We start from the raw sequence: 20,796 nt of genomic DNA, 5'->3' as shown, positions 1-20,796 counted from the left end.
TGGGTGAGGGAGAGGGACCGCGCCGGCGTGCGGGGCCCGGTCGCGTGCCGGGCCCCTCGCCGTCAGGAGGAGCAGGCGGTGTTGGCGAGGCCCTTCGCCGCCTCGGCGACCTTGTTGTCGCAGGCGACCTTGTTGTCCTCGACGGGCGCGAGGTGGAAGCCGTAGCCGGGGCCGTCCACCTGGGCGGTGTTGCCCCGGAACACGTTCCCGGTGCCCCAGCCGTCGAGGATCCGGTGGGTCTGGAAGCCGTCCTCGCGGGAGTGCCGGCCGACGTTGTCCTTGATCAGCCAGTTGTTTCCCTTGACGTCGACCCAGGAGTCGTTGTGCCCGCCGCTGAGCCCGGCGCCGTCGAAGGTGTTCCCGACGAGCGAGCCGCCCGTGGTGCCCTCCTTGATGTCGACGGACTCGGCGGTGGTGGCGCTGACGTGGTTGCCGCGGATGACGTTGTCGTCGCTCTTGTCGGGCTTGCAGTCGGTGACGGTGCACCAGTTGGACTCCGCCGAGCCGACGTAGATGCCCTCGCCGAACTTCTCCTTGCGCCTGCCGGTGTCCCGGACCGTGTTGTCCGCGACCAGGTTGCCGGAGCTGAAGTCGCGCAGGTGGATGCCCTCGTCGCCGATGTTCTCGACGGTCAGGCCCTGGACGACGGCGCCGTGCACGCGGTCGGCCATGACGCCCTTCTGGCCGTTGCGGACCGTGAAGCCGGTCAGCCGCCAATAGCTGGCACCGTCCAGGTGGAAGGCGTAGCCGCCGTCGACACCACCGGCGTCGATCACCGCGCCGGGCCCGCCGCACAGGACGATCGGCCTGGCCGCGGTGCCGGGGACGGAAGCGGTGAACCGGTCGTCGTACACCGCGTCCCGCATCCGGATGACGTCGCCGGGCCGTGCCTGGTCCAGTGCCTGGGCGAGGGACTTGGCGTCCCCGACGGTGACCGTGGCGGCCGGGCATCCCGCCGCTCCGGACCCGGTAGGTGCGGCGGTGCCGGACGCGTCGGGTCCGGGCGCCGGGTCGCCGGACGCCGTACCGTCCGGTGCCGGGGCCGCGGAGGCGGTCGCGGAACCGTCGGCGTCGTCCGAGGGCGTGGCCACCGGGATGGTGGGGCCCGCGTCGGGGCCCGCCCCGTACACCACGGCCGGGCCGTCCCCGGCGGAGGCGGCCACGATCAGCGCCACCACCGAGACCAGCAGGGCGGCCGTCGCCACCCACAGCGGCACGCCGCCCAGGACCCAGGTCCGGCGCAGCCGCCGCGCCAGCGGGGGCCGGGTCTCCGGGGTGCCGCCGTCGGGGATGTGATCGCTCATTCGCTCATCACCGGAACCTTGCGGCGGCCCGCCACGTCGATCTCGGCCGGGGGCGGGGCGGGCAGCGGCGCCTTGTCGGAGTACGGGTGGACGATCCGGCCGGCCCGCCCGTGACCGCGCCGCCTGCGCCGGCCCATGACGGCCGAGAACAGGATCAGCAGCAGGATGCCCGTCCACAGCAGGGTCATCGGGCTCGCGTAGTGCTTGACCCTGACCCAGAAGGAACTGGTGTCGTACCAGGCGAAGGTCTGGTTCTCCTTGATGTCGGTATCGCCGTGGGAGCGGCCGGAATCCAGCGCGCTGGGGCCCACCCCGCCGATCACGTTGAAGGAGACCGTCGTCCCGTCGACGGCGCCGACCAGGCTGACCCCGTGGTTGGTGGCGTCCTGGACGGTGTTGCCGCGTATCTCGGCGGCCGAGTCGCGCACGTACACGCCGGTCTCGGGACCGTCGATGATGTTGCCGGTGACGGTGGCGTCGCCGACGCCGTCGCGGACCGAGATGCCCTGCCGGTTCTGGCCGGTCAGGCGGTTGCCGGTGATGGACACCTTGTCCGCCTCCAGGCGGGCCACGATCCCCATGTCACCGCCTTCGATGCGGTTGTTCTGCACGCCGACGTCGAAGCCGCCCAGCACCTCGACGCCGTAGCGGCCGTTGTCCTTGGCCACGCTGTTGGCGACCGAGTTGGAGCCGTAGCTGTCGACGGCCTGGCCGGAGGCGGAGGGGCCGTCGGCGAGCGGCTTGCCGCTGAGGGTGTAGCCGTTGCCGCCGTTGCCCTCGGCGGTGGAGCCGCTGATGCGCACCTGCTGGGTGGCGCGGGAGAGGATGAAGCCGTCGCCGCCGTTGTCCTTGGCGACCGTGCGCTGCACCAGCGAGCTGGAGACGAAGCGGTGCAGCACCACACCGTCCTCCAGGCTGTCCTCGACGGTCGTGTCGCTGATCTCGATCCCGGTGGCGCTGGAGATGAAGATCCCGAAGGCGTTGCCGGTGATGGTCGAGTGGGTGATGGAGCCGGAGACGTAGGAGAGACCGCCGGTGGAGAACCGCGCGTCGGGGGTGGTCAGTTCCCCGGAGGGCATTGCGGTGACGTCTCCGCTGCCGGTGCCGTCGTCCTGCGCGTCGTCCTGCTCCCTGGCCCGCTCGCGTGCGGTCTTGCCGTGGATCTGGCCGGTGTCCTCCAGCGAGCCGGTGTTCGGCCGGTCGGTGCCGGTGAGGCTGAGCCCGCCGGTGCGGCCGCTCCAGAAGCCCAGGTCCGAGAGTTCGGCGTGGGTCATCTCGAACTGGCCGCCGATGGTGCGGACATAGGCGCGGCCGTCGCGGACGTCGGTGTCGGCCCGGTTGTCCTGCGGGTCCCAGCTGGTGATCTTCAGCGGCGCCTGGGCGGTGCCCTGGAGCGCCAGTTCGCCGCCGAAGGAGACGATGGAGACGAAGCCGGTGCGGTTGCTGGCCATCCGCAGGGTGAGGCCGCCCGGGTTGGACAGCTTCAGCTTGGCGCCGACGTTGAGGTAGATGTTCTCGGTCAGCAGGTACGAGCCGTCCTTGCGCCGCACGAAGGTCTGCGGGGCGAGTTTCAGCAGGTCGGCGATGGTGTAGGCGTTGCTGCGCTCGGTGAGCACCAGGGTGTACCCGTTGTCGGTGTCCAGCCGGTAGGGCACGGTCCACTTGGTGCTCTGCAGCGGTGCCACCGAGGTGAACGCCCGTACCTGGTTGAGCCGGTGGTCCTCGTCGGCGACCAGCGCGGCCTGCGTCTCGGCGTCCTCGGCGGCCAGTTTCCGCTTCGTGTCGCCGTCCCCGTCGGCGTGCGCCGCGGCGGAGGTGCCGAGCAGCAGCGTCGCCGCCGCCGCGAAGGCGCCGAGCAGCGCCGCCGTTCTGGCACCCGCCCGGCGCAGCCGGGCACCGGGGCCGGTGCGGGTCGTGAGCTGTGCTGACATGGCGTCAGATCACCTCCGGCTGGAGAGCGGAGTGGTTCTGACCGCCGCCGGACAGGGTCGAGGCGCTCTGGCCCTCGCCTCCGACACTGGTGGAACTGCGGGTGAGCCAGCCCTGCTTGTTCATGGTGACGAAGGCGTACAGCTTGATCGGCAGCGAGATCATGATGACCACGACGGCCGTGAGCGGCAGCAGCAGGATCTCCTGCGGGTGCCGGCGCAGGTGCGAGTAGCCGCGCACCGCGCGGCCCAGCATCAGCCAGACGAGGGTGAGGGCGATGCCGCGCGGGCTGAGGTCGAGGCGGCTCAGCAGCAGGTAGCCGAGGGCCATGCCCATGGTCACCGGGGTGAGCAGGATCTGCAGCACGGTGATCTTGGTGACCAGCGGGGCCCGCCACAGCCAGCCCTTGTAGAGCGCGGTGAGGTAGCACCGGTAGGAGTTGCGGCTCCAGCGCACGCGCTGCTTCACGAACGCCCGGAAGGACGACGGGAACATGGAGACCGCCCGCGCCGAGGACTGGTGCACCGTCCTGTAGCCGGAGGCGAGCACGAGCCAGGTCAGCCGGCCGTCGTCGCCCGCCACGCAGCGGCGGCCGAGGAAGAACTCGTTCTCCAGGTTCTCCAGGACCGGCAGGACCGCGGCCCGGCGGTAGGCGGCGGTACGGCCCGACAGGCAGGCCACGGCGCCGGCCCGGCCCATGGCGGGGACGTAGTCGTAGTAGCGGAGGTTGACCAGCCAGTCGGCTATGCGGCGCCAGACGCTGGTGGTGCGCTGGTAGACGTTCTGCTGGGTGCCCACGCCGCCGACCGCGGGATCCGCGAAGGGCATCTGCACGGCGTCCAGCAGCCCCGGCTCCCAGCGGGTGTCGGAGTCCACCAGGACCAGGAGCTCACCGGTGGCCGCGCGTATGCCGACCCCCAGGGCGGAACGTTTCCCTCGGTGTTCGAAGGCGAGCACCCGGACACGCGGGTCCTCCACCAGCGACAGCCGGTGCAGCACCTCGTGGTCCTCGACGTCCGGGACGATGATGATCTCGGCCGGATCCTGGGCCAGCCAGGTCTCCAGGCACTCCAGCAGGATGTCAGGGTCTTCCCGGTACGCCGGGACCACCACGGAGACACTGGTACGGAAGGTGTTGACGACCGGCTTGGCGAAGCGGGAGAGCACCGCCCGGTACAGCCAGAGCGCCCAGACGAAGAGTCCTGCGAGCCCCAGCGGCATCAGCTCTCGCCACGAAGTTTCCCCCACAGCCTCGACGATCCACGACCAGACCTGGTCGAAGAACTCGGACAATGTTGCGTTCTCCCCCCACATGACACGACTGCCTCGGTCCGAAAAGCGACAGAACCGGGCACTGTTCTCGCGATGCTAGGAGTTCATGGGTGAACGAGGATCACACAATGCGCGAACTTCAATCACAGAATCTTCACACAACGGCCGTCATGGGCGCCCGAAGTCGCCTGATGACCGCTGTGCGGGACCCCCGATTCCCCACTTGCTCCCCGGCCGTGACCACGCGTCACACGCGTCACAGCGCGAGGAGGATCATATGGGGATGATGTGAAGAGCACGAACTCTTCTGATAAATGACATGTTTCGGCGCATCGAGCGCCGGGAGACGTCAGCCGCCCAGCGCGGCCCTGAGCCGTTCCGGGTCGGTGGTCGGGGCGTCGCAGGTGAAGTTGCGGCAGACGTACGCCGCCGCCTCGTCGCCGACGAGCGGACGCCCGGCCAGCAACGGGAACTCCTCGCTCCCCGGCGTCCCCACGGCCACCACCGCACCGGGGGCCACACCCAGCAGCGCGGTGCGGTGCAGTGCGGCCAGGCGGCCGTCCCCCCGGTCAGGTCCGACGACCGCGATCTCCCGCGGGCCGTCGAGAAGCGCCTCGGCGACCGCGAGCCCCCAGCCGACGAACCGCGGGACCCGCGGCCCGAGCGTCCCGACGACGCCCAACGCCCGTTCGGCCGCGGTGCGATGGGGCTCCGAACCGGTGTGGGCCGCGTAGCCGAGCAGCGCGCCCGCGGCCGCGGTCCAGCCGGACGGCGTGGCGTTGTCGGTCGGGTCCTGCGGGCGCCGGATGAGCCGCTCGGCGTCGGAGGCGGTGTCGTAGAGGGCACCGGTCTCCGGGTCGGTGAACCCGGTCAGGACGTGGTCGAGGAGCAGCCCGGCGAACTCCAGCCAGACCCCCTCGCCGGTCACGGACGCGAGCGCGAGGAAGCCCTCGGCGACGTCGCCGTAGTCCTCCAGCACCCCCGCGTTGGCGCCGGCCCGGCCGTCCCTGCTGGTGCGGGCGATCCGCGCGTGGTCGTCGAGATGCAGCCGGACCAGGAGGTCCGCGGCACCGACCGCGGCCTCCACCAGGTCCGGCCGGTCGAAGTAGGCGCCGGTCTCGGCGAGCGCGGCGACGGCGAGCCCGTTCCAGGCGGCGACGACCTTGTCGTCCCGGCCGGGCGCGGGCCGCAGCGCCCGCGCCGCGAGCAGCCGCCGCTTGACCGACTCGACCTTCTCCGCGTCGAACACGACGTCCTGCTGCGGGAGTTGCAGGACCGACTGACCGTGCTCGAAGGTGCCGTCCGCGGTCACGCCGAAGTACCGGGCGGCGAGTTCGGCGTCCGCGCCGAGGATCTCGTCGAACTGCGCGGGCGTCCACACGTAGTACGCGCCCTCGACGTGCGCACCGGTCCCGTCGTCGCTGTCGGCGTCCAGGGCGGAGGCGAACCCGCCCTCCTCGGTGCGCAGTTCGCGGACCATGAAGTCGGCGGTCTCCAGCGCGACCCGGCGGGCCTGCTCCGACCCGGTGGCCCGCCACAGGTGGGCGTACACCCGGCAGAGCAGGGCGTTGTCGTACAGCATCTTCTCGAAGTGCGGCACGGTCCAGTCCCGGTCGACGGAGTACCGGGCGAAGCCGCCGCCGAGCTGGTCGTAGAGACCGCCGCGGGCCATGCGCTCACAGGTGTCCGCGGCCATCTGCAGGGCGCCCTCGGCGCCTGTCCTTGCGTGGTGGCGCAGCAGGAACTCGACGACCATGGACGGCGGGAACTTGGGAGCGCCGCCGAACCCGCCGCGCTGCGCGTCGTACTCGCGGGTGAGGCCGAGCAGGGCCTGCGCGAGTTCCTGCTCGCCGGGCGGCCGGGTGCCCTGGTGGCTGATCTCCCGCTCGGCGAGATCCCGCACGATCTTCCCGGCGACCTCGGCGACCTCCTCCCGCCGGTCCGCCCAGGCACTCCGCACGCCCTCCAGGACCTGCCGGAAGGACGGCATCCCGTGGCGCGGCTCGGGCGGGAAGTAGGTACCGAAGTAGAAGGGCTCGGCATCCGGCGTCAGGAACACGGTCATCGGCCAGCCACCCTGCCCGGTGGCGGCCTGCACGGCCTCCATGTACACGGCGTCGATGTCGGGCCGCTCCTCGCGGTCCACCTTGACGGAGACGAAGTGCTCGTTGAGGTAGTCGGCGGTGGCCCGGTCCTCGAAGGATTCGTGAGCCATCACGTGGCACCAGTGGCAGGCGGAATAGCCCACACTCAGCAGCACCGGCACCCCCCGCCGCTCCGCCTCCGCGAACGCCTCCGGCCCCCACGGCCACCAGTCGACCGGGTTGTCGGCATGCTGCAGCAGATAGGGCGAGGTCGCGTCACCGAGTCGATTCACGCTCGCCACCCTACTCATGCCGGACAACGGGACGGCCGCCGAAACGACGGCCGCCGCGGCGGTGCGGGCGCACATCAGCGCTCACCCTTGGACAGGGTCACGCCCTCCGGCCGCGCGGTCCGAGCAGCGCCCGCAGCAGCCGATGCCCGAGGTCTCCACGGGAAACGTGGCAGTCGCCCCCTCATTCCCTCAGGAAGCTGCTCAGTGCCTTGCTGCGGATGTCCCGCATCGCCGCCAACTGGTCCAGCAGCAAACGCTCATGGGCGTCGAGGCTCGACATGGCCTCCCCGATGGACCGCTGGGTGTCGAGATCCGGAAGGGCAACAGGCAGCATCCCGAGCACGTCGAGCGAGATGGTCTGCAGCGCGAGGCTCCCGGTCGCATGGGCGTCGAGCCACTCCTTCGCTTCGGGGCTGCGCAGGAACGCCGCCAAGTAGTGGGAGTCGACGGTGGCGGGAGGGACGATCACGAAACAGCCGGTGCCGCAGACCCAGCCCTGCTGTTCCTCACCCACCACGGCACACCGCCCCAGATCGCCGCGGCGAGCGACCACGACGTCACCCCGACCCAACCGGAAGCGGTCGAGCCGTTCGGCATGCTGCTCGGAGATGTACTTGATACCGTCCACGATGAAGCCGATGTTCGAGATGTCCTTCGGCATCACCACGGGAATCCCACCGATCTCCACATAGTCCTGGGCCCGCACCAGGCTCCCCGAAGGGCCGGCAAGCAGTCGCACGGGACGACCGCTTGCCGTTGATCCGCCGCTCACCACGTCCTTCAGCAGCAGGCTCCGGTATCCGACGCCGTCCCGCGCCAGCTGATCCTGTGCACCGGCGATCTGCGCGAGTTCCACTCCGTGTTCGGACGTCTCGCGGCTGCGCCGCTCGAAGTCGGCCAGCATGCCGCTCAGGTCCGCGGTCCCGCCGAGCCCGCTCTCCGTCCCGACATAGGTGCGCGGATCCAGGTTGCCCGCGTTCTCGATGAGTTCGGCGTAGGAGACCGATCGGGAGAACCCCGGCTCGTCCACTTCCTCCGAACCTCCGAGCCAGAGCCGGAAGCGATCCGCGATGCGGTCGACGTCCTCGCCCGACAACACGCGTGGCCGCTCCGACGACCGACTCCCCGTGCCGCGCGCGTCGATGAGGATCACGGAGTCGCTCCGGTAGGCCGAACGGGACCGCTGGCCTCGGCCGAGCACCCAGACGTGCACGGCGATGTTGGTGCCCGCGAAGAGGTGCGTCGGCAGCGCGACCACCGCGAGAACCGCCCCCCGAGCGACCATCTCGTGGCGGATCATCGCCTCCGCGCCTCCCGCCCAGGCCGCTCGCGCAGGCATCACGACCGCCGCGGTCCCGCCCTCCTTGAGCTGGGACCAGGCGAGCTGCAACCAGGCGAAGCTGCCGCTCGACTCCGGTGGTGCGATGAACCACTCACGCCCCCAGCCCTCGATCCGTTGATTGAACGGCGGATTGCTCAGCACGCGGTCCACCCGGCCCCGGCTCCGTAGCAGCGCCGCCGGATCAGCGGGTTCCACCTGCGGCATGCTCACGCCGTGCAGGGCGAGATTCAACGTGGCCGGTCCCACGTTGTCCCGATCCACCGCGTATGCCTCGAACGAGTTGTCATCGATCACCCCACGCTCGGCAAGGTGCCGGGCAGCAGCTGCGAGCACGCTTCCAGGACCACAGGCCGGATCCATGATCCGGTCCCCCGGACCCGGGTCAGCCAGATCGACCAGCAGATCGGCGAGCCCACGCGGCGTATAGAACTCTCCCCCCGGCAACGCCCCCTCCACCGCGTGCCGTTGGAGCAGCAGCTCACAGACGTCGGCCACCGCGGTCCCTTCGAGCCCGGGGGCCTCGTCCAGTGCCGCGACGAAAGCCGTCATCCAGGCGGCGTCGTCCGGTCCGTCCCCGAACTCCGGGACGGACGACCAGGGCAACGGGAAACCTGGACGGCGGACCGCCTCTTGCAGTGCCGCCCGCAGATCGGCCAGTGGGGAGAAACCGACGGCCGCCTCCGCCAAGGCGCGCCTCCATCGGTTCACGAAATTGACCTCGGGTCGGCCTTCCGCCCCCGCGTAGTCCGCCAGCACCAGAATCGCCAGCATCGCATCGAGGTCACCGGCCGTACTGCGGCCCCGCCGGTAGGGTGCGTACACCCGCCACAGCCGATCGGCGACCTCTGCTGCCGGGTCTGCCGCTTTCCCGATCATCGAACGCCCCTTCCTCGAAGTCCTTCTCGCCCTACTTCACCTGGCTGATGAAGTACGCCCCGGCACTGACTGAGATCAGCAGAGACAGTCGGAGTGTTGCTCCCGTGCTCTGCATCGCCTTGCCCAGCAGTTCGATGAATGCCTTCATGGTGCCCAGCCCCCTCGGTCGTATGTGCGCAGAAGTACTGCGCAAAGCTGGGCAAGGGCGTCGACTTCGCGTCGACCGCCTCTGCCCGGTCCGCTTCAGCGCCAGATTAGCGGCACACGGCGACACCCAAGCGGGTGTCGGCATGCCGGGCAGAAGCTCCACTGCTAGTTGCGCAGCAATGCTGCGCAGCTCCCCAAGGAGGCTCAATGCAGCTCCAGCCCCCGCCCTGCTCGACGGATCCGAGACGACAGCACGCCGACGACGAGGTCGGGGGTGACCCAAGTCACACACAGGAAGGTGACTGTGCGGCAGCGACAGGCGCAGACCATGAAGGGCCCGCACCATGTAATAGAAAGTGTCATACACTTCGGCCATGAAGCCGAACCGAGCCGGGACCACCGAGAACATCTCCGTGTCGATGCCCGCCGAGCTGGTCAGCGAGCTTCGCTCTCGAACCGGTCGCCGCGGGTTGTCCGGTTACATCACCGAGGCGGTCAGGCACCAGCTCGCCATGGACGGGCTCGCCGAGATCGTGGCGTCCCATGAGGAGGAACACGGCACGCTCACGGAGCAGGAGGTCGAAGCCGCTCGCCGTGAGCTGTTCGGGGACGAGAACGCCGGGGGCATGGAACGGGGCGCTGCGTGAAGGAACAGCCGGCCCGCTCGCTGGTGCTGGATTCCGAAGCGCTCTCCCTTCTCCTGCGCAGCGACCGCAGGATGGCGGCCCGTATCGAGGCGTCCCGGCAGCTCGGGGTCCCCGTCCTCGTGTCTGCGCTGACCATCGTTGAAGCTGTGCAGGAGAAGACCGATCTGGCGCGTCTGAAGTGGGTTCTCTCCCGGCTGCGGGTGGAGTCGGTCAGCCACGAGGATTCCCTGACCGCGGTCGCGCTGCTTCGGGACGCCGGCGGGCTGCACGGGCACAAGTACGCGATCGACGCCCTCGTCGCCGCGCTCGCGCTCCGCGTCCCTGCACCCGTGATCGTCCTGACCTCCGACCGCGACGACTGGTCGAAGCTCTGCGGTGGCCGGGTGATCATCAGAGAGGTCTGAACGCCGCCGACCACTGGGTTCGCCGTTCACCCCCACCAGCGCCGGGACGCGTACATCGCACCGCCGGCCCTCCCCGATGGCATCCGGCCCTCAGAGGCACCAGTCGATGGACTGTCAGCGTGCTGAAGCGGACAAAGCCAGGGCGCCCACGCCGGAGCACCCGTGTGACCCACGGCTCGCGTCCGCACGGAACAAGCCCGGAGGGCGGGGTGTTGGAGCGGGCGACGGCGAGGAAGGCGCGGAGGATGACGCGGACGAGGCGGCTGAAGCGGTGGGCACTGATCCTGCTCGGATCGTCCGCCGTGCTGCTCGTGCCGTGGATGGTGGTGCTGGCGCTGACGCTGCCCACCAGGACCGAGGTGCACAACTGGTCGCTGGCCTGGATCGGCCTGGACGTGCTGATGGCGCTCGGCTGCGCGGCCACGGCCGTGCTGGGGCTGCGCGGTGACGCCCGGGCCCGCCTGACCGCCTCGGCGACGGCGTCGGTCGCGGTCCTGGACGCCTGGTTCGACCTGACGACGTCGCCGGTCGGCACGGAACTGGTGGTGGCGGTGGGCAGCGCGGTCGCGGAGGCGGGCCTGGCCGCGGCGTGCGTCTTCCTGGCGCTGTCGAAGGGCCGGCACGGCGAGCCCGTGTCCCGGTAGTCCCCGCTCTTCGATGATCCGGCCCTCTCGCAACTTCGCGCTCTCCCAAGGACACTCTTAGGCAAGAGAGTTGCCGCTGGAGGGGGACGGGACATGCGGGACGCCCATCGGGCGGAAGCCGACCGGCTGCTGGTCCAGGCCGTGGAGGAGGAGGTACGCCGCTCCGGCGGCCGGACCGACGGACAACTGCTGCTGACACGGGCCCGCGGCGCCCTGGAGTCGATGGCGCAGACGGCCGCCGAGGAGTACGACGCCTACACCCGCGCTCTCGACGAGCAGGAGGCGGGCCGGCAGAGCTTCGGCCAGCGCTACGCCAGAGAGGGCGCCGGAACTCCCCTGCTGGTGGCGGCCGTCGCCGCCGTCGCCGCGGCCGTCGCCGACCTCTCCTTCGGCACCGGCGCGGGCCCGGCGCTCGGCGCGGGCGCGGCCGCCGGCGTGATCGGCGCGGCCGCCACGGTCGTCAAGGTCGCCGGCACCCACCTGCCCGCCGCCCACCACCAGGCGGGCGAGGCGGGACAGCCCGGCGGTCCCGAGCAGCTGCGTCTGCAGTGGCTGACCGCGCTGGAGGTGCGCGGCATCCGCCCGTTCCTCGACCAGCAGCGGGTGCTGAGCGCGTCCACGGGACCCAAGAAGCAGGGCCCGGGGCTGCGCGGCACGGACAAGAGCGCGGCGGCCCGCAGGCGCACGGTGCTCCAGCAGTCGTTCGGCCAGCTCCCCGATCCGGAGGGCCCGTTCGCCGGCCGTCACCAGGAGCTGGCGCGGATCCGGCAGTGGGCGCAGGCCGCGCGGGCGACCACGGAGACCCGCCCGACCGTGGTGGTCCTGCACGGGGAGCCCGGCTCGGGGCGTACGGCCCTGGCCGTCCGGGCCACCCACGAGCTGAAGGACTACTTCCGGGGCGCGGTGGTGGTGGACCTGCGCGGCGACACCGGCGGCGAGCCGCCGCTGCCCACCCGGGACGCGCTGCTGCACCTGCTGAACCGGCTGGGCGCGCCGCGTGAACAGCTGCTGTTCCGTGAGCGCTCCTCGGCCGACCAGCAGGTCAAACGGCTCGGCGAGCTGTACCACCAGCATCTGACCGGGCTGCCGGTGACGATCGTGCTGGACGACGCCTCGGACGCCGAACAGGTGCGCACGCTGATCCCGGAGCGGTCGGACAGCCTGGTCCTGGTCACCGCCCGGGAGCCGCTGGACCTGCCCGCGGACCTGCCTGCCTGGGTGCACCGGCTGCCGGTGACCGCGCTGGACGCGGCGGGCGCGGAGGAGCTGCTGGGCGCGGCGGGCGAGGACTCGTCGGGGCCCTACGACGCGCAGTCGGCCGAGCGCATCCGGGAGTTGTGCGGCGGGCTGCCGCTGGCGCTGCGGGTGGCGGGCTCGTCGCTGGGTTCGCGGTCACCGCTCCAGCTGGCGACGGACCTCGCCGCGTACGGGCCGGTCGAGCCGGTGGAGCGGGTGCTGTGGCTGCGCTACACCGACCAGTCGGAGACGGGACGGCGGCTGCTGCGCCGACTGGCGCTGGCGGGCCGGGCCTCGCTCGGGGCGGCGGCCGCGGCGGCCCTGCTGGCGACCGACGAGGCGGAGGCGGCCCGGCAGCTGGCGGCGCTCGCGCGGGCGGGGCTGATCGACCACGTCCGGGGCAGCCGCTACCGGCTGCACGACCTGGTCCGTGCCTTCGCGCAGGCCCGGCTCGCCGACGAGGAGGAGCCGGCCGACCGTACGGCGGCCCAGGAGCGGCTGATCGTCAACTACGGCGAGCTGGCCGACTCCGTGCTGCGGCTGGTGGACGGCAACATGTCGACCCGCTCGGACCGGTTCAGCCCGCACGGCTTCACCTCCCTCGACGAGGCGCTGCGCTGGCTGGACGACGAGTCGAGCTTCATCACGGCGGCGCTGCGGCACGCGGAGGGCGTCGACCAGGCGGCCGTGCAGAGCCTGCTGGGCGCCCTGTGCGACTACTGCCTGCTCCGCGGCGACCTGTACCGGCTCGGTGAGATCAGCGAGTTGGCGCAGGCGGTGGACCAGGGCCTGCTGGTGCGCTCGGTGCAGTGGCGTACCGGTATCGCGGCCCGGCAGCTGGGCGAGCTGGACAAGGCGCGCACCACCCTCACCTCGGTCGTGGACCTCTACATGGAGGCGCACCACGACGCCGGCGCGGCCCGTGCCCTGTGCTCCCTCGGGATCACCCTGCACCACCAGGGCAACCTCACCGAGGCGGCGGCCAGACTCCAGGAGGCGCTGGATCTCCAGGCGGCCCCTCAGCTGGCGACCGACCGGGCCTGGACGATGCACGCGCTGGCCGCGGTGCAGCGTGACCGCGCCCGGCTGCCGGAGGCGATGGACCTGCTCACCCGTTCGCTCGTGCTGCACCGGGAGGGCAACTCGGTGCACGGCGAGGCGTGGGCGTACTTCCAGCTCGGCCAGCTGGCGCTGCGGATGGGCGACGTACCGCGTGCGGAACGCGAGCTGGGGGCGGCGCTGGAGCGGTACGGCCGCACCCGGGACGCCCGCGGCGAGGCCTGGGCGCTGACCCAGCTGGCGCGGGCCCGGCTGGTGGACGGTGACGCGACCCCGGCGGTGGAGGCGCTGCGGCAGGCGGCCGCCCGGCACCGGGAGAACGAGGACGCGCGCGGCGAGGCCTGGACGGTCTACTACCTGGGCCAGGCCCTGGAGGAGACCGGCACGCTGGACCAGGCGGTCCGTGAGCTGGAGCGCTCGCGCACGATGTTCTCCCGGATGCGGGACGTGTACGGACTGGCCTGCGCCCGCCACCACTCGGCCCGGGCCACCCGGGACCAGCGGGCCGCCCAGACCGGTTCGCTGCGCAACTCCGGTTTCGCCCGTCAGCTCCTGGTCGACGCGCGCGCCGACTTCCAGCGCATCGGTGTCGTCCACGGCGAGGCCTGGACCTGTCTGGAGCTGGCCGTCGTGGACGCCGGCAACAACCGCACCCAGCAGGCCCTGGCCCTGTGCGACGAGGCGGCGACCCTGTTCGCGTCGTACGGCGACCGCCGCGGCGAGGACTGGGCCCGCTTCCTGCGCTGCACCCTGCTGCCCTACGCCGCGCCGGGCGGGGTGGAGGTGGGCACGGCGGTCGCCCAGGAGGAGCTGGCCCAGCTCTCCCGCGGCGCCCATCCGCTGCGCGACGAGAAGCTGGCCGAGTACGTCACGGCGTACGGCCTGCTGCTGGACCGCGGGATCGCCCTGGAGTCCGGCTGGCAGGCCTGGCGCCTGGGCATGGTGCCGAGCCGGCACGCCCGGGAGGTGATGGGAGTGCCGGTGCCCGACGCGTCCTGACGCCGGTCAGCTCTTGGAATCGGCCACCGTGGTCCCCGGGTCCGCCTTGGCGTCCGGGGACTCCTTGAAGTCGACCTTCCGCATGTGCTTGGTCATGGACTTCATCAGTCCCCAGACCGCCACGGCCATCACCGCGAAGACGATGAAGCCGAGGATGCCGGGGGTGACCTTGTTCTCGTCGACCTCCTTGGCGAGGGGGACGAGGTGCGTCAGTGCCAGATTTGCGCTTGCGCTCATGTCAGGCATTGTCGCGGATGCCCGCAAAGAGATCGTCCTCGGGGAGGGAGGTATCGACGAGCGACTTCGCGAGCTCGTACTCCTCGGTCGGCCAGACCTCCTTCTGGAGCTCCATCGGGACCTTGAACCAGCCGCCGTCGGGGTCGATCTGCGTGGCGTGCGCGATGAGCGCCTTGTCGCGGATCTCGAAGAAGTCCGCGCACGGGATGTGCGTGGTCAGGGTGCGCTCGGTGCGCTCCATCTCGCTCCACCGCTTGAGCCAGTCCCCGTACGGCGACTCCATGCCGCGGGCGAGCAGCGCCTCGTGCAGCGCCTCGGTGCGCGGGCGGTTGAAGCCCTGGTTGTAGTAGAGCTTCTGCGGCTGGTACGCCGGACCGAATTCACCCTCGGGGTACTTCTCGCGGTCGGCCGCGCCCTCGAAGGCCACCATCGAGATCTTGTGGGTCATGATGTGGTCGGGGTGCGGGTAGCCGCCGTTCTCGTCGTAGGTGGTGATCACCTGCGGGCGGAACGCGCGGATCTTGCGGACCAGCTCGCCGGCCGCCTTGTCGACGTCCTCCAGGGCGAAGCAGCCCTCGGGGAGCGGCGGCAACGGGTCGCCCTCGGGCAGACCCGAATCGACGAAACCGAGCCACTCCTGCTTGACGCCGAGGATCTCCCGGGCCTCGTCCATCTCCTTCTTGCGTACCTCGTGGATGTGCTCCTCGATGTACTGGTCACCCTGCAGCTTGGGGTTGAGGATGGAGCCGCGCTCCCCGCCCGTGCAGGTCACGACCAGCACGTCCACCCCCTCGGACACGTACTTCGCCATGGTGGCCGCGCCCTTGCTCGACTCGTCGTCGGGGTGGGCGTGGACGGCCATCAGTCGCAGCTGGTCAGTCAAGACTCAATCCTCAGTAAGTCGGCGCCCCGGTGTCTTCGGGTGCGATCGGCGCTTCTATAGTGACCGAATCGGGGGGCGAATAATTCCGGGGTCCGGGACCGGCAGGGTCCGGGCGGGATTCCTGCCAGGAGGACGATCATGAGTACCGCGAGTGCGCGGCTGCCCGAGGGCCGCTACGGCCGCTCCTCGGACGAGGCCGCCGACCGCAAGCTCAAGATCACCGGTGCCGTCCTGGGCGCCCTGCTGCTCGCCCTGGTCGGCTATTTCGCCTACCACTACGTGGTGAAGAGCGAGATCAGCGCGCAGGTGGTCACCTTCGACGCCTCGGCCTCCGCGGTCCAGGTGCACCTGGAGGTCCACAAGGACGCCGGTGCCTCCGGCTACTGCACCTTGCGCTCCCAGGCGGCGGACGGCTCCGAGGTGGGCCGGGCGGACTTCCGGTTCAACGGTCCGGCCACCGAGATCGACAAGGTGGTCACGCTCCGTACGACGGCCCGTGGCACCACCGCGGAGCTGCTGGGCTGCCACTCCGGCTGACACCGGCCATCAATCCGTGGGTCCTGACCTGCGTTGACATGATTCTGATGGCTTATGTCCTCCCCCTTATGCCGTTGAATTGTTAGGCTCGTGGTTTCGCCCTTCCGTGAAGGAACATGCTTCTGGGTAGGGCGATGCTTTGTATTCCCAGTACCGACGAGGAGCACCTGTGACCCAGACCAGCGAGAACGTCACCTGGCTGACCCAGGAGGCGTACAACCAGCTCAAGGCCGAGCTGGAGTACCTGTCTGGTCCTGCGCGCACGGAGATCGCCGCCAAGATCGCGGCCGCGCGCGAGGAGGGCGACCTGCGCGAGAACGGCGGGTACCACGCGGCCAAGGAGGAGCAGGGCAAGCAGGAGCTCCGTGTGCGCCAGCTGACCCAGCTTCTCGAGAACGCCAAGGTCGGCGAGGCTCCGACCTCGACGGACGGCGCCGTCGCGCCCGGCATGGTGGTGACCATCGCCTTCGACGGCGACGAGGACGACACCATGACGTTCCTCCTCGCCTCGCGGGAGTACGCCAGCTCCGATGTCGAGACCTACTCGCCGCAGTCCCCGCTGGGCACCGGTGTCATCGGGCACAAGGTGGGCGAGGACGCGGAGTACGAGCTGCCGAACGGCAAGAAGGCGTCGGTGAAGATCCTCAAGGCCGAGCCCTACTCCGGCTGACCCCCACGAACATCCGCCCCCGTCGTCCACGGACGCCGGGGGCGTCGTCGTTCCTCCGTCAGGCGGTGGCCGAGCGGTACTTGCGGACCGCGAGCGTCCGGAAGACCAGGATGATCGCGACCGACCAGATCAGCGAGGCCGCCACCGGGTGCTGCATGGGCCAGGCACTGGACGCGTTGAAGCCCGGCGGCAGGTTGCCGAACAGCTCGCGGGCGGCCTGGACGGTGGCACTGAAGGGGTTCCACTCCGCGATGTGCCGCAGGAACGCCGGCAGGTGGCTCGCGTCCACGAACGCGTTCGAGATGAACGTCAGCGGGAACAGCCAGATCAGACCGCCCGAGGTGGCCGCCTCGGGGGTGCGCACGGACAGGCCGATGAGCGCGCCGATCCAGGAGAACGCGTACCCGAGCAGCAGGAGCAGGCCGAAGCCGGCGAGCACCTTGCCGATGTTCTCGTGGGTGCGCCAGCCGACGATCAGTGCGACGACGGCCAGCACGACCAGGGTGAGCGCGGTCTGCACCAGGTCGGCGATGGTCCGGCCGGTCAGTACCGCGCCGCGCGCCATGGGCAGCGAGCGGAAGCGGTCGATGAGGCCCTTGTGCATGTCGTCGGCGATGCCGGCGCCCGCGCCCGCGGTGGCGAAGGTCACCGTCTGCGCGAAGATGCCCGCCATCAGGAACTCGCGGTAGGCCTGGGTGGAGGTGGAGGAGCCGACCTGGATCGAGCCGCCGAACACGTAGGTGAACAGCACCACGAACATGATGGGCTGGATGAGCCCGAAGATCAGCATCTCGGGGATCCGGGACATCCGGATCAGGTTGCGTTTCGCGACCACCATCGAGTCGCGGAAGGACTGGGTGACGGCGTTGCCCGGGGCGGCTACCCGCACGGTGTCGCTGACGGCACTCACTTCACGGTCTCCTTGCGGCTGTCCTTGCGGGTGTCCTTGCGGTCCGCCTCGCCGGTGTCCTCGGTCTTCTCCTCGGCCGTGTGTCCGGTCAGGGACAGGAAGACGTCGTCGAGGGTCGGACGGCGCAGCGCGATGTCGTCGATCTCGATGCCCCGGGAGTCCAGCTCGCGGATGACCTCGGCGAGCAGCTTGGCGCCGCCGGTGACGGGGACGGTGAGCTTGCGGGTGTGCTCCTCGACGGTGGTCTCCCCCTTGCCGAAGCCGCGCAGAACCTCGCCGGCGGTCGGGATGTGGTCGCGCTCGTGCACCACGACCTCGACGCGCTCGCCGCCGGTGCGGGCCTTGAGCTGGTCGGAGGTGCCCTGGGCGATGACCCGGCCGTGGTCGACGACGGCGATGTCGTGGGCGAGGTGGTCGGCCTCCTCCAGGTACTGGGTGGTGAGCAGCAGCGTCGTACCGCCGGAGACGAGCTGCTTGATGACCTCCCACAGCTGCTGGCGGTTGCGCGGGTCGAGGCCGGTCGTCGGTTCGTCCATGAACATCACGGGCGGCGAGACGACCAGGGCGGCCGCGAGGTCGAGGCGGCGGCGCATGCCGCCGGAGTAGGTCTTGGCGGGGCGGTCGGCGGCGTCGGTGAGGTGGAACTGCTCCAGCAGCTCGACCGCACGGGCCTTGGCCTGCTTGGCGCCCATCTGGTAGAGACGGCCCACCATCTGCAGGTTCTCGCGGCCGGTCAGGTATTCGTCGACCGCCGCGAACTGTCCGGACAGGCCGATGGAGCGGCGCACCGCGTCCGGCTGCCGGGCCACGTCCAGGCCCGCGACGACCGCCCTGCCGCTGTCGGGACGGAGCAGGGTCGTCAGGCAGCGGACGGTGGTGGTCTTGCCGGCGCCGTTCGGCCCGAGCAGTCCGAGGACGGTGCCTTCGGGGACATCGAGGTCGACGCCGTCCAAAGCCCTTACGTCACCGAAGGTCTTCACCAGGCCTTCGGCATAGATGGCGCCTGGCATATGAGTCTCCACGTCGTCGAGGATTCTTCGAGAAAGGCTAGGTATGCGCGCTTCGGGCCGCCTATGGTTTTCGCCAGTACGACGGCAGGCGGACGCGGCCCCCTCGCCATGCGACACACCATAACGCGATGTATCGCGTCCGTCGACAGATTTTCTCGAACGAGTGAATGAACGGGATCTGACCCGGCCGGCCTCACCGGCTCGCCGACTCACCCGCTCCTCCGTCGGGGGAAGCGGCCGGGAGCCGCCGGGTGCGCGGCGGTCCCGGCCGGCAGTCCCCGGTCGGCAGGCCCTGGCCGCTCGGCGGTGGCCGGGAGCGGCGGCCCGGGTCAGTCGATGACCGTGTAACCGGCCTCGCGGAGCGCGTGTCCGAGCTCGGTGCAGTGCACCGGGCCCTTCGTCTCCAGCTGCAGTTCGACCTCCACCTCCGAGAGCCCGAGCCGGGGGTCGGTCCGCACGTGGCTGATGTCCAGGACGTTGGCATCGGCGCCCGACAGCACCGCGAGGAGCGTGGCCAGGGCACCCGGCCGGTCGGTCAGCCGCAGCCGTACGGCCAGGTAGCGGCCCTGCGCGGACATGCCGTGCCGCAGCACCCGCTGCATCAGCACCGGATCGACGTTGCCGCCGGAGAGCACCGCCACGACCGGTCCCGCGAAGCCGCCGGGCTCGGCGAGCAGCGCCGCCACCGGCGCCGCACCGGCCGGTTCCACGACCAGCTTGGCCCGCTCCAGGCAGAGCAGCAGGGCGGCGGAGAGCCGGTCCTCGCCGACCGTGCGGACCTCGTCGACCAGCTCCTCGACCAGCGCGAACGGTACGTCGCCCGGCCGTCCGACCTTGATGCCGTCGGCCATCGTCACCGGCTGGTGCACCGAGACCGGGCGGCCGGCCGCGAGCGAGGGCGGGTAGGCGGCCGCGCCCTCCGCCTGCACGCCGATGATCCGCACGTCCGGCCTGATCGCCTTCACCGCGACCGCGATCCCGGCCGCGAGCCCGCCGCCGCCGACCCCGACGACGATCGTGCCGACCTCCGGGCACTGGTCCAGGATCTCCAGGCCGACCGTGCCCTGACCTGCGATGACGTCGGGGTGGTCAAAGGGGTGGATGAAGACCGCGCCGGTCTCGGCCGCGTACTCCTGGGCGGCGGCCAGGGTCTCGTCGACGACCTGGCCGTGCAGCCGTACCTCCGCGCCGTACTCCCGGGTCGCGCTGATCTTGGGCAGGGGCGCGCCGACCGGCATGAACACCGTGGCGTGCACGCCGAGCAGCGCGGAGGCCAGGGCCACGCCCTGCGCGTGGTTGCCGGCGCTGGCCGCCACCACCCCGGCCGCGCGCTGCTCGGGCAGCAGCCCGGCGATCCGCACGTAGGCGCCGCGCAGCTTGAACGAACCGGTCCGCTGGAGGTTCTCGCACTTGAGGTACACCGGGGAGCCGACCAGCTGGGACAGGTGCCTGCTGGTCTCCATCGCGGTCACCCGCGCCACGCCCGTGAGCATCTTCTGGGCGCCTCGTACGTCGTCGAGGGTGACAGGGCGCAAGGAGTCAGCCGTGCTGTAGCTCATGACTCAAGTCTCGCAGTTCACAGGCCAAAGCCCTGGGTGTGACCAAGCTCCGAGACCGGTTTGCGCAGCGCCGGTACGGCCCGACCCCTGTCCGCGTACTCTGTCCCCCACACCAGCACTCTTCCTGAAGTGAGCCCCCGGCCATGCCCACAACACCTGAAATGTCGATGGACATGACGACCGTCGGTGACACCGGTCTCCTCGACACGCTGCAGCACGAGGTGGCGGTGTTCGCGCGCCGTGCCGAACAGACCCGGCTCGGCGGCGTCGGGCAGGTGCGCAACTCCATGGACCGCGCCGCGTATCTGCTGCTCAACCGCCTGGACAAGGAAGGCCCCATGGGGGTCAAGGCGCTCGCCGCGAGCATGGGGATCGACTCCTCCACGGTCACCCGGCAGGTGGCTCCGCTGGTCGACACCGGGCTCGTCAAGCGCACCTCGCACCCCGAGGACGGACGGGCGGTGGTCCTCCAGCTGTCCCCGCGCGGACTGTCACGGCTGGACGAAGTACGGTCCTCGCGGCGGCAGTTGATGGCGGAGCTGACCCGTGACTGGGAGCCGGAGGAGCGCGAGACGTTCTGCGCGCTGCTGACGCGCTTCAACACCGCCCTGTCCGCCCGGATGACCGTCCAGCCGGCCTCGGACACCCCGCCGGCCACCTGACCCCGCCCGGCGCCTCGACCACGCGCCGAGCCCCGTCACCCGCTCCCGCTTCCGCTTCCGCTCCGAGCCACTTCGGCTCCCGGTCCCGTCCC

General features: G+C 70.9%; 17 protein-coding genes. 7 read left to right on the top strand and 10 right to left on the bottom strand.

Annotated features, from left to right (window positions below):
* Positions 1-62: 62 nt before the first annotated feature.
* The 5 genes from ACIQOE_RS16590 to ACIQOE_RS16570 form a co-directional block, all read right to left on the bottom strand.
* Entirely contained in the window at positions 63-1,304 is a 1,242-nt protein-coding gene (locus ACIQOE_RS16590) for a nitrous oxide reductase family maturation protein NosD (protein ID WP_401412072.1), read from the bottom strand.
* The gene (locus ACIQOE_RS16585) at positions 1,301-3,235 is read right to left on the bottom strand and encodes a right-handed parallel beta-helix repeat-containing protein (RefSeq protein WP_401412070.1); all 1,935 of its coding nucleotides are present in this window, start codon (positions 3,233-3,235) and stop codon (positions 1,301-1,303) included. Before ACIQOE_RS16585 ends, ACIQOE_RS16590 begins: the two co-directional genes overlap by 4 nt.
* A 4-nt stretch (positions 3,236-3,239) precedes the next feature.
* Positions 3,240-4,526 (bottom strand): glycosyltransferase family 2 protein, encoded by a 1,287-nt coding sequence (locus tag ACIQOE_RS16580; RefSeq protein WP_351318698.1) that lies wholly within the window; start codon positions 4,524-4,526, stop codon positions 3,240-3,242.
* 328 nt (positions 4,527-4,854) lie between these two features.
* A complete protein-coding gene (locus ACIQOE_RS16575) occupies positions 4,855-6,900 on the bottom strand; it encodes a thioredoxin domain-containing protein (RefSeq protein WP_365570891.1) in 2,046 nt (681 codons plus the stop codon).
* 163 nt (positions 6,901-7,063) lie between these two features.
* Positions 7,064-9,100: an N-6 DNA methylase gene (locus tag ACIQOE_RS16570; RefSeq protein WP_401412067.1), complete on the bottom strand. Its 2,037-nt coding sequence runs from the start codon at positions 9,098-9,100 to the stop codon at positions 7,064-7,066.
* A 521-nt stretch (positions 9,101-9,621) separates the two neighbouring features.
* Here ACIQOE_RS16570 and ACIQOE_RS16565 point away from each other — a divergent pair.
* The 4 genes from ACIQOE_RS16565 to ACIQOE_RS16550 all read left to right on the top strand — a co-directional run bounded on the left by ACIQOE_RS16565 (position 9,622) and on the right by ACIQOE_RS16550 (position 14,236).
* Entirely contained in the window at positions 9,622-9,894 is a 273-nt protein-coding gene (locus ACIQOE_RS16565) for a hypothetical protein (protein ID WP_362643965.1), read from the top strand.
* Complete coding sequence (locus ACIQOE_RS16560) at positions 9,891-10,298, top strand: PIN domain-containing protein (RefSeq protein ID WP_401412065.1); 408 nt, start codon at positions 9,891-9,893, stop codon at positions 10,296-10,298. Before ACIQOE_RS16565 ends, ACIQOE_RS16560 begins: the two co-directional genes overlap by 4 nt.
* A 245-nt stretch (positions 10,299-10,543) precedes the next feature.
* Complete coding sequence (locus ACIQOE_RS16555; protein WP_351934519.1) at positions 10,544-10,942, top strand: hypothetical protein; 399 nt, start codon at positions 10,544-10,546, stop codon at positions 10,940-10,942.
* 93 nt (positions 10,943-11,035) lie between these two features.
* Positions 11,036-14,236 carry a tetratricopeptide repeat protein gene (locus ACIQOE_RS16550; protein WP_365563328.1) on the top strand — a complete coding sequence of 1,067 codons (3,201 nt, stop codon included), beginning with the start codon at positions 11,036-11,038 and terminating at the stop codon, positions 14,234-14,236.
* A 6-nt stretch (positions 14,237-14,242) separates the two neighbouring features.
* Here ACIQOE_RS16550 and ACIQOE_RS16545 read toward each other — a convergent pair whose 3' ends face one another.
* Complete coding sequence (locus tag ACIQOE_RS16545) at positions 14,243-14,482, bottom strand: hypothetical protein (RefSeq protein WP_365563330.1); 240 nt, start codon at positions 14,480-14,482, stop codon at positions 14,243-14,245.
* A complete protein-coding gene (gene mca / locus ACIQOE_RS16540) occupies positions 14,475-15,356 on the bottom strand; it encodes a mycothiol conjugate amidase Mca (RefSeq protein WP_351318682.1) in 882 nt (293 codons plus the stop codon). Before mca ends, ACIQOE_RS16545 begins: the two co-directional genes overlap by 8 nt.
* A 138-nt stretch (positions 15,357-15,494) precedes the next feature.
* Between mca and ACIQOE_RS16535 the strand changes: the two genes are divergently transcribed.
* Both ACIQOE_RS16535 and greA read left to right on the top strand, forming a co-directional pair.
* On the top strand, positions 15,495-15,893 hold the full coding sequence (locus ACIQOE_RS16535; RefSeq protein ID WP_351318680.1) for a DUF4307 domain-containing protein: 399 nt from the start codon (positions 15,495-15,497) through the stop codon (positions 15,891-15,893).
* Positions 15,894-16,062: 169 nt separating this feature from the next.
* Positions 16,063-16,563 carry a transcription elongation factor GreA gene (greA, locus tag ACIQOE_RS16530; RefSeq protein WP_351318678.1) on the top strand — a complete coding sequence of 167 codons (501 nt, stop codon included), beginning with the start codon at positions 16,063-16,065 and terminating at the stop codon, positions 16,561-16,563.
* 58 nt (positions 16,564-16,621) lie between these two features.
* Here greA and ACIQOE_RS16525 read toward each other — a convergent pair whose 3' ends face one another.
* From ACIQOE_RS16525 to ilvA, 3 genes are all read right to left on the bottom strand, one after another.
* Positions 16,622-17,401 (bottom strand): ABC transporter permease, encoded by a 780-nt coding sequence (locus tag ACIQOE_RS16525; RefSeq protein WP_399012464.1) that lies wholly within the window; start codon positions 17,399-17,401, stop codon positions 16,622-16,624.
* 68 nt (positions 17,402-17,469) lie between these two features.
* The gene (locus tag ACIQOE_RS16520; protein WP_362643959.1) at positions 17,470-18,483 is read right to left on the bottom strand and encodes an ATP-binding cassette domain-containing protein; all 1,014 of its coding nucleotides are present in this window, start codon (positions 18,481-18,483) and stop codon (positions 17,470-17,472) included.
* 329 nt (positions 18,484-18,812) lie between these two features.
* Positions 18,813-20,042: a threonine ammonia-lyase gene (gene ilvA / locus ACIQOE_RS16515; RefSeq protein WP_365563338.1), complete on the bottom strand. Its 1,230-nt coding sequence runs from the start codon at positions 20,040-20,042 to the stop codon at positions 18,813-18,815.
* 167 nt (positions 20,043-20,209) lie between these two features.
* Here ilvA and ACIQOE_RS16510 point away from each other — a divergent pair, with 167 nt between their 5' ends.
* The gene (locus tag ACIQOE_RS16510) at positions 20,210-20,704 is read left to right on the top strand and encodes a MarR family transcriptional regulator (RefSeq protein ID WP_351319010.1); all 495 of its coding nucleotides are present in this window, start codon (positions 20,210-20,212) and stop codon (positions 20,702-20,704) included.
* Positions 20,705-20,796: the final 92 nt, after the last annotated feature.

Source organism: Streptomyces sp. NPDC091282, assembly GCF_044757385.1.
Taxonomy (GTDB): Bacteria; Actinomycetota; Actinomycetes; order Streptomycetales; family Streptomycetaceae; genus Streptomyces; species Streptomyces gramineus.
This window is presented reverse-complemented; position numbering and strand designations above follow the sequence as displayed.

Excerpts from the sequence above, each read along its gene's own strand:
- ACIQOE_RS16590 (WP_401412072.1), bottom strand. The coding sequence starts at position 1,304 with ATGAGCGATCACATCCCCGACGGCGGCACCCCGGAGACCCGGCCCCCG.
- ACIQOE_RS16585 (WP_401412070.1), bottom strand. The coding sequence starts at position 3,235 with ATGTCAGCACAGCTCACGACCCGCACCGGCCCCGGTGCCCGGCTGCGC.
- ACIQOE_RS16575 (WP_365570891.1), bottom strand. The coding sequence starts at position 6,900 with ATGAGTAGGGTGGCGAGCGTGAATCGACTCGGTGACGCGACCTCGCCC.
- ACIQOE_RS16570 (WP_401412067.1), bottom strand. The coding sequence starts at position 9,100 with ATGATCGGGAAAGCGGCAGACCCGGCAGCAGAGGTCGCCGATCGGCTG.
- ACIQOE_RS16565 (WP_362643965.1), top strand. The coding sequence starts at position 9,622 with ATGAAGCCGAACCGAGCCGGGACCACCGAGAACATCTCCGTGTCGATG.
- ACIQOE_RS16555 (WP_351934519.1), top strand. The coding sequence starts at position 10,544 with ATGACGCGGACGAGGCGGCTGAAGCGGTGGGCACTGATCCTGCTCGGA.
- ACIQOE_RS16550 (WP_365563328.1), top strand. The coding sequence starts at position 11,036 with ATGCGGGACGCCCATCGGGCGGAAGCCGACCGGCTGCTGGTCCAGGCC.
- ACIQOE_RS16545 (WP_365563330.1), bottom strand. The coding sequence starts at position 14,482 with ATGCCTGACATGAGCGCAAGCGCAAATCTGGCACTGACGCACCTCGTC.
- ACIQOE_RS16535 (WP_351318680.1), top strand. The coding sequence starts at position 15,495 with ATGAGTACCGCGAGTGCGCGGCTGCCCGAGGGCCGCTACGGCCGCTCC.
- ACIQOE_RS16525 (WP_399012464.1), bottom strand. The coding sequence starts at position 17,401 with ATGGTGGTCGCGAAACGCAACCTGATCCGGATGTCCCGGATCCCCGAG.
- ACIQOE_RS16520 (WP_362643959.1), bottom strand. The coding sequence starts at position 18,483 with ATGCCAGGCGCCATCTATGCCGAAGGCCTGGTGAAGACCTTCGGTGAC.
- ilvA (WP_365563338.1), bottom strand. The coding sequence starts at position 20,042 with ATGAGCTACAGCACGGCTGACTCCTTGCGCCCTGTCACCCTCGACGAC.
- ACIQOE_RS16510 (WP_351319010.1), top strand. The coding sequence starts at position 20,210 with ATGGACATGACGACCGTCGGTGACACCGGTCTCCTCGACACGCTGCAG.